Origin of the sequence: Algoriphagus sp., from assembly GCF_024642405.1 — a bacterium.
Lineage (GTDB): Bacteria > Bacteroidota > Bacteroidia > Cytophagales > Cyclobacteriaceae > Algoriphagus.
In genome coordinates this window covers 14,330-29,821 of sequence record NZ_JAHEBC010000017.1, presented here as the reverse complement: position 1 = coordinate 29,821, position 15,492 = coordinate 14,330, and the positions used below count along the sequence as shown (strand labels likewise).

Here is a 15,492-nt window from a genome sequence, read left to right as displayed (position 1 = left end):
GGGTTGTCATAATAGCCTTTCATTACATTGTGACCTCGATAGATGAGTTCTCCCTTTTCTCCAGCTGGAAGTTCTTCTCCTTTTTCATCAACAATTTTCACTTCCACTCCCCAGATAGGTACTCCAACAGATCCCGGCTTTTTACCAAACTCTTTTTGATTAAAAGTTACTACTGGTGATCCTTCTGACATCCCATAACCTTCGTAAATAGGAACATTGAATTTCGCTTCAAAATTTTCCAGAACATTTACTGGCAAAGCAGCTCCTCCTGAAACACAGCTCTTTAGGTTTTTGGCAATTTCCTTCAAATCAAATTCTTTGCTATCACAATTTAAAAGTCCCCAATACATAGTAGGCACTCCCGCAAAAATACTGACTTTGTGTTTTTGCATAAGGCCTAAAACTTGGGAGGCTTCAAACCTAGGTAATAAAACACTTGTCGCCCCTACATATAAACCTGCATTCATCAATACGGTCATTGCAAAAATGTGGAACAATGGCAGTACTATTAACTGAGTATCTTCTTTTTTTAAATCCAGAATTTTCTCAGACATCATTGCATTTAGGGCCAAGTTTGAGTGTGTGAGTTCTGCTCCTTTTGGCTTTCCCGTGGTACCAGAAGTATAGATAATTAATGCTGTATCGTCTGCTCCAGTCTGTACAGTATTATAAAAAGGTGACTGATTTGCCATCAACATCCCAAGAGTTTTTGTCTCTTTAATCGGTGAAGGATCCGTCATCTGTGGTGTAATAACAAAAAAATGCTCACAATCTGACACTCTTTGAAAACCTTCATACCCTTCTTTTGCCATTGGCAATTCCTTGGTTCCTTCAAAGCAGAAATAGGCTTTTGCTCCAGAGTTTTGAAGATGATATTCGATTTCGTCATGTTTCAGCAAAACAGAAAGCGGAACAACAATGGCACCGGCCTTTAAAATCCCAAAATAAACCATTGGGAAATAAGGTAGATTCAGGCAACTTAAAGCAACTCGATCTCCTTTTTGAATTCCCAATGAATTCAGACCATTCGCAATTTGATTTGCAGCACCGTTGATCTGCTCAAAACTCAAATGCTTTTCCATAAAAATAAAAGCGTCCTTTTTTGGGTATTTTCTAGTACTTTCTTCAAGTAATACTGCGAGATTTAACATGATTATCTTGGGTTATAAACTGATGTAATAAAAACTATATCGTAATCAATCTAAGAATTTTTTCTTCCAGGTCTTTCATTTAAAATAATACCAATCCTTAAATTATTTAGTCAGGTAAAGCAAAAGCCACATAGGCATCACCACTTTTTGTTCCTTTACCACCTCCACAAGCTATGACTAAAAACTGTTTCCCATTTATTTCATAAACTGCTGGAGTTGCATGTCCTGATGCAGGAAGTTTTGCCTCCCAAAGTAGAGCACCTGTTTCTTTATCAAATGCTCTGATCATCTCATCCTTTGTGGCTGCAATAAAAAGTAAACCACCAGCGGTTGCCACAGGACCTCCATAATTTTCTGTTCCTGTAGGTTCAAATCCTTGAACACTTAATGTATCTATTTCTCCGAGTGTTACCTGCCACTTTTTTTTCCCTGTATTCATATCGATGGCAGTCAGTAATCCCCAAGGTGGATTTGATCCATATAATCCTTCCTTTGTAACCAATCTTTTATACCCATTCATAAAGTATCGTGGACTTAAGGGGCCATCTTTCGAATCCAATTCCTTTTTGTCACCTTCTTGCGTTTCTTTACCTAAAAGGTAATTGACTAAGATTTTTTTATTCTCTTCCGAAATGTGATCAAATGCGGGCATGGCTCCTCTGCCTTTTTGAAGTAATTCTCCCAATGAATCAGGCGAATACAAATCTGAAATTCCGGTCAATGAGGGAATTGTAGGAGGATTTCCTTTTTTTTCAAGACCGTGGCAATTCCCACAGTAAGTGGAATAAATAGACTGGCCCACATTCTCAAATTCTGCGTTTGGAGTCATTTCTATCAACCAAGGAATTTGATTGGCATTGATGTACATCGTTTGAGTAGTCGGATCAAAGGACGCCCCTCCCCATTCACCGCCTCCATCCATTCCAGGAAACAAAATGATTCCCTGATCTGATGAGGGAACAGCCCAAGTGTCCCCGTAGTTTATATTCTTCAATTGACTTCGGATATCTAACTCCCATTCCTGCTTTAAATTCAAAATATCTTCTTCCTGAAAACTCATTTTCATAAATGGCTCCGGCAAAGTAGGGATGGGTTGAGTTTCGGATGTTTCTTCGCCCGGCAAAGAGGATTGAGGAACAGCCGTTTCAACAATCGGCCATACTGGTTCTCCTGTCACCCTATCAAAAACATATGTCATCCCCTGTTTGGAAATCTGAGCTACTGCATCAATCCATTTACCATCTTTTTGAATTCGGATCAAATTTGGGTTTGCGGGAAAATCCCTGTCCCAAATATCATGATGAACTGCCTGAAAATGCCAGATTCTTTCTCCCGTATTAGCATTCAGAGCTATCAAAGAATTGGCAAAAAGATTATCCCCTTTTCTATAGCCACCCCAAAAATCGTAAGTGGCTGAACCCGTTGGAACAAATACAATTTCTTTGTTTTGGTCCACCACCATGCCAGCCCAATTATTCGCTCCGCCGATTTTACTAATAAATTGAGAGTCCCAGGTATCATATCCAAACTCTCCCTCTTTTGGAATTGTATGAAAGATCCATTCCCTTTTACCAGTTTTTACATTGTAAGCTCTAATGTGACCAGGTGCTGCATCCAGCCCCTCAGAAAGCCTCATTCCAATGATAATTTTATCCTTAAAAATCACCCCAGGCGCATTGGCTACTATTAAAAAATCCTCCCTTTCTGTATCCAATCCTTTTCTTAAATCTACTTTTCCTCCATCTCCGAATTCTTGAATAGGTTCGCCGGTTAGTGCATCCACAGCCATCAGCCAGTTTCCGGCTCCAAAGAGTATTCTCTTATCATTTCCATCTTCCCAATAACTGACTCCTCGATTAGTACCTGCCCAGGAATTTTCTCCTCCCAGAACTTGAAAAGGATCAAATCTCCAAATTTCATCGCCAGTAGCTGCATTCAGTGCAAATACATTCAATTTTGGTGTAGTACCATAAATAAGTCCATTGACCACAATTGGCTGACATTGGATCTGAGAACGCTCTGTTGCATCACCAGTATGATAGGTCCAGGCAACTTCCAATTGTGTTACATTCTCTTTATTGATCTGCTGTAAAGAAGAATATCTAGCCCCATCTTCTGGGCCTCCATAATGAGACCAATCCGTGTAATCAATTTCTACAACAGGTTTATTACACCCGATTATTAGTAAAATAATCAAAAGGAATTGAAAGCTTGTTCTATTTAATGTCATAGGTCTAAAATAAATCTGGAAGAATATCGCTTTTTTTTAAAGCCATTCAAAATTCAAAAAGACCTGAGATTCAAAAAATATTTTAGTCTAAAAGTTTGTCAGAATTGTATTTGAATTTTAAAGGATCCGGTTGCTTGAATTTATATCCAAACTCAATGATTTTTTCTGAAGAGATTAATCTATCTGCCCCCACTTTTTCAGTTTCATAGCTGATCGGTGCTTCCAAACCCAAATCCATTGAATTTTTTTCATAGATCTCTTTCCTTTTTGGATGGATTGGGGCTACAACATTAAAGATTTCCTCCCACTTCTCATTTTCTAGAATCCAGGCGATGGATCCTATAGCATCCTCTAGGTGTAAATAGTTAACTCGGGTATGCCCGGTTACATTTTCCTTTCCAGCAAAATATTTAACGGGTATTCTATTTTCACCCATCAATCCTCCAAACCTGAGAATTGAAAGTTGATATTCTCTATTTTTCAATAACATTTGTTCAGAATCCCAGAGTGTTGAATTACCCGAATTTTCATGATTTAATTCGAAAGATTCATCATAAAAAGAGGAATGGGACTCATTGGGATATATCCCGGTACTCGAGACAAATACAACTTTTTTAGAACCCGATTGGTTGATCATACTTTTTAGGTATTTCAACTGTTCTAAATAAAAATCAGAAGACTGAACACGAGACCTTGGTGGAATATTGACCACGATATATTCGCAATCAAATAATTTTTGAAACCCATTCCCTTCTGGGTGTGGGTTCATCTTTAGCCTAACTACTTCAATTCCTTCTTCCTCTATTTGTAATTTCTTCTCATCGCTGGTCGTACTTCCTGTTACATACCAGCCTTCATTTTTTAAATAATGAGCCAAAGGGAGACCTGTCCAACCTAGACCAATAATTCCGACTTTCTTCATTCTATACTATAAAAAAACCTCCTGAGTGAGGAGGTTCTAATTTATTTATTTTTTGGCATTGTCCCCAGGATAATATCCCAAAGAGGAGTACTGACCCCAAAAGCTACATCAGGATCTTTATAATGATGAATAGCATGATTAACCCAAAGCACTTTCATAAAATTTTTTGGTGGTGCTAAGGCATGTACCAAATAATGAAAACCTAAATAACTAGCATATCCAAACAAAAAGCCTGGTAGAAAATAAAGGGCATAATCTCCCATAATTAGGGTAAATACTAAATAGAATATTGCCGCATAAGTTGCCGATACATAGGGAGGCATTGCCAATCTATACTTGTCTTTAGGGTAATCATGGTGTACGCCATGGACTGTATACTGCAATTTATCTTTTATAGGATTGCTTGGCTCCATATGGAAAAAATGCTTGTGCATCATGTACTCAACAAAAGTAAATACAATATACCCCACCACAGCAATGCCAAGACCTAGTCCAAGATTAATGGTTGTCGTCGTTAATGCATAATATAACGAGACACCGGCAAAAACGAGAAACATAGTGATGGGAACCAAAATGTTTGTTCTAGTCAACCTTTCCAAAATAGGATTGGTAAACATCTGCGCGGTATTAAAATTGTCAGGTTTATCTAATCTTCCAATCTTTTTCATACGATGCTGAAATCAAATTTACTTTTTCATTGAGGAGTAACCCCCATTCAGGATTACAAAGTTAAGCTATTTGAGTTATTAGCGGGTTTAAAGTGTTATTTAATATAATAAATTATTAAATACGAACTAGGGTAGACTCTATCGTCTTTTGGTAATAATCTACATACATCGGCAAAATCGCCGAAATATCGAATTCTAAAGCCCTTGCGAGTGCATTTTCTTTAAATCTAGGTAAGTTTTCATCTGCCAAGATATAGAGCGCTTTATTCTTCATATCCTCCACATTTCCTACTTCACAGCAATATCCAGTCACTCCATCCAAGTTTAATTCCGGGATACCACCTGCATTTGAGGAAAGAATAGGGACTTCACAAGCCATTGCTTCCAAGGCGGCCAGACCGAAACTTTCTTTTTCAGATGGCATTACAAATAAATCTGCAACAGATAGTACTTCTTCCACAGCATCTAGTTTCCCCAAGAATCTGGTATCGTCACAAGTACCCAATTCCCTGCAAAGTCTTTCCATTTTATCCCTTTCCGGACCATCTCCTACCAGTAAAAGTTTTGCCGGGATTTTCTTTCTGATTTCATAAAAAACGTGGATCACATCCTCGACTCTTTTTACTTTTCTAAAGTTAGAAGTATGAACTAATAACTTTTCTCCATTCGGGCAAATTGCCAATTTGAAGTGCTCTTTCTTTTGCCTCTTAAATCTCTCTAAGTCAATAAAATTGGGAATTACTTGAATTTCCCTCCTAATATCAAAATGTGCATAAGTTTCCTTTTTCAGATCCTCGGAAACAGCAGTGACTCCATCCGATTGATTAATACTAAATGTTACTACAGGTTCGTAACTAGGATCTTTTCCGACTAAGGTAATATCTGTCCCATGTAAGGTTGTAACCACAGGAATCTGGATTCCTTGTTCTTTCAATATCTGCTTTGCCATATAGGCTGCAGATGCATGGGGTATGGCATAGTGCACATGTAACAAGTCAAGTTTTTCATATTTGACGACAGAAACCATTTTACTTGCTAATGCCAACTCATAAGGTGCATGCTCAAATAATGGGTAACTTTTTATATCTACTTCGTGGTAGTACAGATTTTCGCTGAAAAAGTCCAAGCGACTTGGTTGTCTATAAGTAATGAAATGAATCTCATGACCTATTTTAGCCAGACCTTTTCCAAGTTCTGTAGCTACTACTCCACTACCTCCAAACGTTGGATAGCAAACGATGCCTATTTTCATATTTCAGATGGTATCGGTGTTTAAACCTGATTTTAAACACGATTTGGGTCTATTTTTGTTCAAATTAAAGATTTTTAAAACAAAAAGAATTGAAATCTCAAGTTAAGACACTTTAAATACTCCTGGCTTCCAATAGATTAACCCTAATTTCCCAAGAATTTTTTTTGAAAAAATCCACTACTAAACTTTAAAAAAAGTCCAAATATTCTGAATATCTCTGATTATTAAGTATTCCTTTTACTAATTGTTAAGATTTTTTCTAAGACGATCCTTTCGTATAAAGTGTCTGATTAAAGTAAGAGTTTATGAAACAATCCAAAACAGATCCATCCTCCAAAATCAGACTGTTAGTGGCTATTCTATCGAAATTGGGGGTATAGTAAGTGGAGGAATATTTGCAGTTTTAGGATTAGCAGTTTCTTTGGTAAAAGGAGCAACTATTTATTCTAAAAACAATTAATCTTTCGGTGATTTCATCCCCATTGCCTCATAAATAATATCATGAATTTCTGTCCTAATACCTTCTTTTAAGAGTTTGGTATTGTTTGCATCTGGATAGACTCGGTTAGAAAGGAAGACATATATCAAATTATTGTCTGGGTCAGCCCAAACGCATGTACCGGTGAAACCTGTATGCCCAAAGGTACTTTTAGGTGCCAGATCCCCTGCCGAACCTCCCTTGCCAAGCTCTTGGTCTGGTTTATCCCATCCCCAGCCTCTACGGCTTTGACTTGATTGCAATCGGGTAAATGCATCTACAGTCTGCCCCTTCATTAAAGCAACATCACCATAATACCCTCTATTGAGCATCAATTGCATCATCACCGCAAGGTCATTTGCTTTACCAAAAAGGCCTGCATGACCAGCAACTCCCCCAAACATGGCAGCTCCCGGATCATGTACATATCCTTGAACTTGTCTTTTTCTAAAAGTTACATCATCCTCTGTCGGAGCAATATTATCAATTGGCATTTTTTCCGTTGGCAAGAATGTAAGAGTATGAAGTCCTAGTGGTTCATAAAAATTTTGATCCATAAACTCATTGAGAGGCTGATTAACAACCCTTTCCACAACCGCCTGCATGAAATACATCGTCAAATCAGAATAAACATATTTATATCTACCGCCTGATTTTGGAAGTAATTTGGATTCCACTGTCCAATTCCAAATGCTATCTCTCAGATCATTTCTTCCATACATGTCATTGGAAACCGGTCTATTAAAACCCGGTTCGGCACTGGGTTTATAATAATCTCCCCGCCAACTTCCATTTTCGACCGTTTTTACATAATGCGGAATATATGCTACTAATCCTGACTCGTGCATCATCACATTCTTAAGAACCAAATTTTCTTTGTTTGTCCCTTTTAGTTCTGGTAAATAATCACCTAGGGTTTTGTTCATATCCAAATCCCCTCTACTATTCAAAAACATCACTGCTTGAGTAGTAGCCAAAACCTTAGTAATGGAAGCTAAATCATATACCGTTTCGGAATTTACTTTTGGACTAGATTTGTACTCTAATTGCCCATAAGATCGCTCAAAGACGACTTTCCCGTTTTTGACTACCAACACATTTGCACCAGGTGTAGCTTGAATTCTAATTGCTTTTGCAGCTACCTCATCGATTTTATCAAGGACTTTACTATCCAAACCAACACTCTCTGGCGTTCCATAGGACAACCTGTTATTTCCAGGAAGGAAACCACCAACACCTTGTATAAATTGATCACTAACAGAAACAGGTAATATACCTTTCGCAGATCTGCCGCCAAAGAGTATTTGAGGGGCTAGCTCTTGAGTTAAATCATTATTCTCATATGCAAAAACAACATTATCTAAACCTTCCAAGTATTGGGCAGCATAAGAATTACCAAAAAGGACAACCACTACCTTCTGCCTTTTACTGAGATTTTTTAACAACTCCATATCAGCAGGTGCTATCCCAAATTTCCTACTTGGACTATTAGTAATTCCCATAAGGCCTACTACTACCACATCAAAGTCTTCTAACTTCTTCATGGTATTGTAGTGGGTGGTTTGATCAGCTGCTTTTCTTATAGAGAAATGTTCAAATTTGGTGTATTTAGATAGGTATCTCTGGAATTCTTCGCCTTCATCGCCTATAGATAAACTTGCAAAGCTTTTTAAATCCAATTGTTTGAAAGGAATTAACCCATCTTTATTGATGGCAACGGTTAAAGCATCGGCATAAAGTTCTTCGGTTATAACTTTCGTTTCGGGAGTATTTAACCTTTCAATTAAACCTTCAGTTTTTATTGGTTTATATCGATTTAAGCCAGCCCAATATTTTGCCTTTAAAACTTTCTTTACGCGCCTATTGATCTCTCCTTCCTCAATCATCCCATCTTCAACTGCTCTTTTTATGATTGCTTTCGCTTTCGGCACATCTTGGGAATATAAAAGAATATCATTTCCCGCAAGTAATGCTTTCAAGTCAACTTCACCTGGAGCGTTATCTTTTGCAACTCCCCTCATATTCAAAGCATCTGTGAAAATCAGACCTTGAAAATTCATTTGATTTTGAAGCAAGTCCGTCACTACTTTTTTAGACAAGCTGGTCGCCATATTCGTCGCGGGATCCAAACTCGGAATATTTAAATGAGCAACCATCACTGACATCAAATTTTCCCTAAATAGCTCTTGGTAGGGGTACAAGTCCACATCCCAAATCCTTTGTTCGGGATTTTTTATTACTGGAAGTGAATAATGACTGTCCACTTCTGTGTCCCCATGACCTGGAAAATGTTTGGCATTAGCAATAACGCCGTGATCTTGAAGACCTTTCATATAGGCGATAGCTCTTTGAGCAACTAGCTTTTTATTTTCTCCAAAGGCTCTATAACCAATAACAGGATTTTCGGGATTAGAATTGACATCTACCACCGGAGCAAAATTTATATGCATTCCAAGTTCTTTGAACTGCATTGCCATCTGCGACCCCATTTCATAAATCAATTCAGAATCCTGAACGGCACCCAGTGTCATGGCCTTTGGAAAGTCAGGGACTGAATCTAATCGCATACTGATCCCCCACTCGGCATCCATTGCGATAAATAAAGGCGTTTTGGCCTGTTCCTGATAATAATTTGTTAGACGAGCCTGCCGAATTGGTCCTCCCTGAAAAAATATTAACCCTCCAAGATTTTCACTTTTAACCAAATTTGCAATTTCATCAACATGCCTTTGATCCTTGTTGGAATAAGCAGCCACCATAAAAAGTTGTCCAAGCCTCTCCTCAAAACTGAGTGAGTTAAAAACACTATCTACCCAACTTATTTGATCTAAAGGATTTTTACTGATCAGAGGATCTTCTATTGCAACCATTTTATCAGATCTCCCGGAACTGAATAAAAGAGCTATAAATCCTACAGTCAAAACCCTCCAAAGCTTCATGCTCATTCCCTTGTAAAATTTTTAATCCTTAACTTTTAAAATAAATTTGTGAAAACGGCTAGCCGGAAATTTCGTATTGTAAAATTCCGATCCTTTGTTCCTGAGCCGTTAGCTGGTCATAAATTTGGAACTAAGGATAATTGAAGATATGAAAGATCAAGCAAGTTTAATCGAATTTTAGGGTTAATTACGCTATAAATTTGATATCTGGTTATTGATCTAGAACTTTATACCATCATGAACCTTTATAAACTTGTGAAGTTTCATTTTAAAAATTCATTGCCATGAAATTCCCCTCCATATTTCGAACTGCCAATCCCTCACGATTTGATATCAAACCTAGGTATTATGACCCAGTTAAGGAGGAAATCGAACAAAGAACTTCACGGATTAAAAAAGAGCTAGAGGCTGACGGTGTTATTTCAAAGGGTGATAATAGTCCAAACTTCTCCTATCAATCTGGAATCAGAGGAGCTTTTGCACAACATAGAGGTATCAAAGAAAGAAGCTCAAATCCTTTAACTTCAACGGGGATGATCCGGACATTTATCTTCTTCATTTTAGTTGGAGGCCTGGGAGGATATATATATTTGGGACCTGTTATTTTTGAATACATTTTATATCTAACCATGATTGTAGCAGGTATTTACTTTTTCTTCAGGCTAAAACCAAAAAGAAAAAATGAGTGACATCATTCAGCTTTTGCCTGATGCCATAGCCAACCAAATTGCTGCTGGAGAGGTGGTCCAAAGACCGGCTTCTGCGTTAAAAGAATTATTGGAAAATTCGGTCGATTCAGGAGCTACCCATATACAAGTGATTGTTAAAGAAGCTGGTAAGCAGCTAATTCAAGTAATTGATAATGGGAAAGGTATGTCGGGAACCGATGCTCGCATGAGTTTTGAGAGACATGCAACTTCTAAAATCAGAACGAGTAATGACCTTTTTTCTATTAAGACTTTTGGATTTAGAGGTGAAGCTTTGGCTTCTATTGCAGCGGTAGCCCAGGTTGAGCTAAAAACGAAACAGGCAGATTCTGATCTGGGTACTTTGATTCAGATTGAAGGTTCAGAAATAAAAAAACAAGAGCCTGTGGCAGTTCAAAATGGAACATCCGTTTCTATGAAGAATTTGTTTTTTAATGTTCCTGCCAGAAGAAACTTCCTTAAATCCAATCCTGTCGAAATGCGACACTTGGTGGAGGAGTTTCAAAGAGTGGCGCTTTCCTACCCAGAAATTTCATTTTCTTTATTCCAGCAAGACCTTGAGGTTTTTAATTTAAGTCCCGGAAAACTTAGTCAAAGGATCGTTGGCCTTTTTGGGAAAAATTATCAAGGTCAGTTAGTTCCCTGTGAAGAATTAACGCCTCATATAAATGTGAAAGGGTATATAGGAAAACCTGAAAACGCAAAGAAAACACGAGGTGAACAGTTTTTCTTTGTCAATAACAGGTATATAAAAAGTAGTTACCTGAATCATGCTGTCTCTACTGCATTCGAAGGTCTTATCCAATCGGATCAACATCCCTTTTATGTACTGTTTCTTGAAATAGACCCTTCACACATCGATATTAATGTTCATCCGACTAAAACTGAAATTAAATTTGATGATGAAAGGACTGTTTATGCTGTTGTTCGATCTGCGGTAAAACAAGCGTTAGGTGCTCATCACGTTGTTCCCTCGCTAGACTTTTCATTTGATGTGAATTTTACAGAAAATTGGACTAAGGATTCTTCAAAAAAAGATCAGGTAGACAGAGAGTATAGTTATAAAAGCTATAATACCCCCGAATTCAAAAAATCCAGCACTTCAGGTTGGGAGAGACTTTTTGAAGGGAATGATTCTCATAAAAAACCTTTGGAACACCCAATGGATGATGATACGGAAGTAATTACTTTCCAAAGTAGAGCTTCGCAAATGGAATCCAGGGAGTTTTTAATCACTAATTCCGAAGAGGAGTCAACTGGAACCACATTTCAAGTTGAGTTAAACTATATTGTAGCTCAAATGTCAACCGGAATGTTGATTGTGGATCAGCAAATTGCCCATGAAAGAATCCTTTATGAGCGTTATGTCAAGCAACTGAACTCTGCACAAGGACCATCTCAGCAATGTCTTTTCCCGCCGACTGTTCAACTCAGCGCATCCGATTTTGTGCTGGTGATGGATATTTTACCGGAATTGCATAGTTTGGGCTTTATGGTTGCGGAATTCGGAAAGGAAACTATCATCATTCAAGGGGTTCCTGCAGACATACAACCTAAAAGTGAGAAAGAGCTATTTGAAGGACTTATTGAGCAGTATAAAAATTTCAAAAATGAACTTTCCCTCGACAATAGAGAAAACTTAGCTAGATCATTGGCGCGAAAGTCAGCAATAAAGAGAGGGCAGAAACTGAATTCCCAAGAGATGGAAACGCTGGTAGGGCAGTTATTTGCCTGTCAAAATCCAAATTATGGGCTTTCAGGGAACAAAACATTCATAAAATTAGATTTATCCAGCATTCACTCCTTCTTCGGAAAATAGTATGTTCAGAAATATTACACCAGTAGTTAAAAATCTTTTACTGATCAATGTGGTTCTTTTCCTGGTATCAGGATTTTTATTTCCGCAACTCAGTGATTGGTTTGCCTTGTATTATATACACAGCCCTTATTTTAAACCATTTCAGTTTTTAACCTACATGTTTATGCATGCTGGTTTTTGGCACTTGTTCAGCAACATGTTCGGTCTATTGGTTTTCGGTCCCTTATTAGAACAATTTCTAGGGCCCAAAAAACTACTGATACTTTGGATGGTCTGTGGGGTAGGCTCTGGTGTGCTGTACTCTGCTTATTCTTCTTTCAAGATGAATTCACTTCAGGATAAGGTAACAGCTTTTCAAATGAATCCTGATCCTGATACTTTTAACAAGTTGGTATTAGAAAATAGAGGCTACTTTGATCGTGCTATTTTTGATTTCGTTGATGATTATAGCAGAAATCCGAATGACCAGGTGAAAATTAGTAGAGCCAGTCAAACTTTGGATGCAATTTTAGATATTCAGGGAAATGTACCAATGGTCGGTGCCTCAGGCGCTTTATTTGGTATTTTGATAGCTTTTGCAATGCTCTTTCCAAATACGCAGCTTTTCTTGCTGTTCCCACCCATGCCAGTAAAGGCAAAATATTTAGTGCTTTTCTATGGACTCTACACGGTTTATAACGTATTGGTAAATAACCCAACAGATAATGTCGCCCATTTTGCCCACCTTGGGGGATTGATAATAGGTGGAATATTAGTTTATTTCTGGAAAAAAGATCGAAATAGTTTTTATTAAATTATGTACGGAAATTTTTGGGAAAATCTTCGAAATGCCTTCCGGCATGACAACAATAGCCTATTCAAGCTGATTGCTATTAATATTTTGGTGTTCATGGTTTTGCTGATCTCAAGGGTCATCCTTACTATCACAGGCTTTGGTGATCTTTATGCAGCTGGAGTATCAAAGTTTATGATGCCAGCTTCTCTTCCAAAATTATTAAGCCAGCCTTGGTCCATATTGTCCTACATGTTTATGCATGAAGGGATTTTCCATATTCTATTCAATATGCTCTTTTTATATTGGTTCGGGCAACTGGTACATCAGTTTTTAGGAAGTAGAAAACTAGCCAACCTCTATATTTTGGGCGGACTTACTGGAGCTCTTTTTTACGTCTTGATTTATAACCTAGCTCCTTATTTCAGAGGATCTATCGATGGTTCATTAATGCTTGGAGCCAGTGCCGGGGTCTTTGCAATCGTAGTGGGAGCAGCAACTTTAAGCCCAAATACTACTTTTTTTCTTTTACTCTTAGGCCCGGTCAAGATAAAATACATCGCGATATTCTATGTTATTTTATCTTTTGCAAATTCAGCAGGTGCAAATGCAGGTGGTGAGTTAGCTCATTTGGGTGGAGCGCTCCTTGGTTACCTATACATTGTACAATTAAGAAAAGGAACAGATTGGGGAGTGCCTGTTCAAAAAGTGGGATTATTCTTTGAAAACTTCTTCCGCAAAAAGCAAGGCGTTAATGTCTCCTATAGAAGACCCAAAACTTCAAGTAGTTTCAAACCATTTTCTAAGTCTTCAACTTCTTCAAAAACAACTGATAAATCTACAATATCCTCACAAGAGGAAATAGATTTAATCTTAGATAAGATAGCAGAGAAAGGCTATGAAGCCCTTTCCAAAGAAGAAAAGCGGAAACTGTTCGAGTTTAGCAAAAAGTAAAAGCTATAAAGGAAAAGCCACTCCAAAACGGAAACCAGCTTCTTGTGGGTTCTGACTTTGAACTTTAAATTCAGTACTCAACCCGATCCAATCAGTCATTGGTATATATGCTCCAATTCCGACATTGGCTCCACTTACGGATCTATTTTTTCCCGCTCCATCTGGATTAGTGTTTTCCCAATTCTGACTATACCCAGCCATGAAATATAGCTGAGAACTCCCCACAGAAATATAATAACGAAGATCAGCACTGAAATTACTGGATTTGCCCACATTTGGAAAAATCCGGGTATAGCTAGGCATAATCGCAAAATTATCTACAAAGAAATACTCTACTCCGGCACCTACACCAAAATATTTATACCTCAAACCATAGGAAGCTAATGCATGAATTCTACTATCTCCCTGGGTTTGTGCTGAGGCGACGGAACCAATTATAAAACATGCGAAAAATAAAAGTATTGTCTTTTTCATTAAGGAATAATTTTTAAAAATTTAGCTGTGATTTTTTAAATAACAAAACCAAATAACTTAAAGAGATGCAACTTCATTTTTATTTGCTAATTGTCCACATGCCGCGTCTATATCCTGACCTCTGGATTTTCGTACTTTTGCTATAATCCCTTGCCCTTCCAAAACCCGCACATACATATCAACAGCTTCTTGTTTTGCCTGCCGGAATTCTCCTTCATCGATGGGATTATATTGAATTATATTCACCTTTGAAGGAATGATTTTGCAGAATTTCGCCAGAGCTTTTGCATGTCTTTCATCGTCATTCACCCCCTCCCAGATTACATATTCATAGGTTACTTTTCTGCCAGTCTTTTGATACCAGTATTTTAATGCCTCTCCTAGTTCTTCTACAGGATTTGAATCATTGATTGGCATTAAGCGAGAGCGAGTTTCATTAATCGCTGAGTGCAGCGATACTGCTAAGTTGAACTTAACCTCATCATCTGCCATTTTACGGATCATTTTAGTAACTCCAACTGTAGAAAGTGTTATCCTTCTTGCGGCCATACCCAATCCTTCGGGAGACGTGATTTTTTCAATAGCGGAAATGACATTCGCATAATTTAGCAAAGGCTCGCCCATACCCATAAATACAATATTCGTCAATGGTCGCTGAAAATAAGTTTCTGCTTCTTCTTTTATTGCAACCACCTGATCATAGATTTCATCCGGATTAAGGTTTCGCATTCTTTTTAATCTGGCAGTAGCGCAAAAATTACAATCCAGACTACAACCCACTTGTGAGGAAACGCAGGCAGTAATCCTTTTGGAAGTGGGAATCAAAACAGATTCTACAATTTTATCATCGTATAATTTGACAGCATTCTTGATCGTTCCATCTTCTGAATGCTGCATCAAATCCACTCTGATATGATTAATGATAAAATGTAATTTCAAAAGCTCTCTGGTACCCAGAGATATATTGCTCATGTCATCGAAATTCTTCAAAGACTTATTCCAAAGCCATTCATAAACTTGCTTAGCACGAAACTTCTTTTCTCCATGCAGCAAAAAAAACTCTTCCAAGTCAGGAAGGCTGAGTTTTCGGATGTCTTTTTTCTGAATCTCTTCCATGATGCAATTT

At 37.8% G+C, this 15,492-nt stretch carries 12 protein-coding genes; 4 read left to right on the top strand and 8 right to left on the bottom strand.

Annotated features, from left to right (window positions below; all coding sequences use genetic code 11):
• The 6 genes from Q0L68_RS02755 to Q0L68_RS02730 all read right to left on the bottom strand — a co-directional run.
• A partial coding sequence (locus tag Q0L68_RS02755; RefSeq protein WP_296699034.1) for an AMP-binding protein occupies window positions 1-1,151 on the bottom strand: 1,151 nt, incomplete at its 3' end.
• 106 nt (window positions 1,152-1,257) lie between these two features.
• Window positions 1,258-3,381, bottom strand: coding sequence for a PQQ-binding-like beta-propeller repeat protein (locus Q0L68_RS02750; protein ID WP_296699032.1), 2,124 nt, complete (start codon window positions 3,379-3,381; stop codon window positions 1,258-1,260).
• 82 nt (window positions 3,382-3,463) lie between these two features.
• The gene (locus Q0L68_RS02745; protein ID WP_296699030.1) at window positions 3,464-4,303 is read right to left on the bottom strand and encodes an epimerase; all 840 of its coding nucleotides are present in this window, start codon (window positions 4,301-4,303) and stop codon (window positions 3,464-3,466) included.
• A gap of 41 nt (window positions 4,304-4,344) precedes the next feature.
• Complete coding sequence (locus Q0L68_RS02740; RefSeq protein WP_296699028.1) at window positions 4,345-4,971, bottom strand: sterol desaturase family protein; 627 nt, start codon at window positions 4,969-4,971, stop codon at window positions 4,345-4,347.
• A gap of 115 nt (window positions 4,972-5,086) precedes the next feature.
• Entirely contained in the window at window positions 5,087-6,223 is a 1,137-nt protein-coding gene (gene bshA, locus Q0L68_RS02735) for an N-acetyl-alpha-D-glucosaminyl L-malate synthase BshA (RefSeq protein ID WP_296699026.1), read from the bottom strand.
• Window positions 6,224-6,679: 456 nt separating this feature from the next.
• Entirely contained in the window at window positions 6,680-9,646 is a 2,967-nt protein-coding gene (locus Q0L68_RS02730; RefSeq protein ID WP_296699025.1) for a glycoside hydrolase family 3 N-terminal domain-containing protein, read from the bottom strand.
• 278 nt (window positions 9,647-9,924) lie between these two features.
• On the opposite strand from Q0L68_RS02730, the gene Q0L68_RS02725 reads away from it, so the two are divergent.
• From Q0L68_RS02725 to Q0L68_RS02710, 4 genes are read left to right on the top strand one after another with little or no spacing between them, the layout of a single operon-like run.
• A complete protein-coding gene (locus Q0L68_RS02725; RefSeq protein ID WP_296699022.1) occupies window positions 9,925-10,329 on the top strand; it encodes a hypothetical protein in 405 nt (134 codons plus the stop codon).
• Entirely contained in the window at window positions 10,322-12,166 is a 1,845-nt protein-coding gene (mutL, locus tag Q0L68_RS02720; protein ID WP_296699020.1) for a DNA mismatch repair endonuclease MutL, read from the top strand. The genes Q0L68_RS02725 and mutL overlap by 8 nt, the downstream gene beginning before the upstream one ends.
• A 1-nt stretch (window position 12,167) precedes the next feature.
• Window positions 12,168-12,959: a rhomboid family intramembrane serine protease gene (locus tag Q0L68_RS02715; protein ID WP_296699018.1), complete on the top strand. Its 792-nt coding sequence runs from the start codon at window positions 12,168-12,170 to the stop codon at window positions 12,957-12,959.
• Between the two features lie 3 nt (window positions 12,960-12,962).
• On the top strand, window positions 12,963-13,892 hold the full coding sequence (locus Q0L68_RS02710; protein ID WP_296699016.1) for a rhomboid family intramembrane serine protease: 930 nt from the start codon (window positions 12,963-12,965) through the stop codon (window positions 13,890-13,892).
• 3 nt (window positions 13,893-13,895) lie between these two features.
• Here Q0L68_RS02710 and Q0L68_RS02705 read toward each other — a convergent pair whose 3' ends face one another.
• Together Q0L68_RS02705 and rlmN are read right to left on the bottom strand one after the other, a co-directional pair.
• The gene (locus tag Q0L68_RS02705; RefSeq protein ID WP_296699013.1) at window positions 13,896-14,366 is read right to left on the bottom strand and encodes an outer membrane beta-barrel protein; all 471 of its coding nucleotides are present in this window, start codon (window positions 14,364-14,366) and stop codon (window positions 13,896-13,898) included.
• Window positions 14,367-14,423: 57 nt separating this feature from the next.
• Window positions 14,424-15,482, bottom strand: coding sequence for a 23S rRNA (adenine(2503)-C(2))-methyltransferase RlmN (gene rlmN, locus Q0L68_RS02700; protein ID WP_296699011.1), 1,059 nt, complete (start codon window positions 15,480-15,482; stop codon window positions 14,424-14,426).
• Window positions 15,483-15,492: the final 10 nt, after the last annotated feature.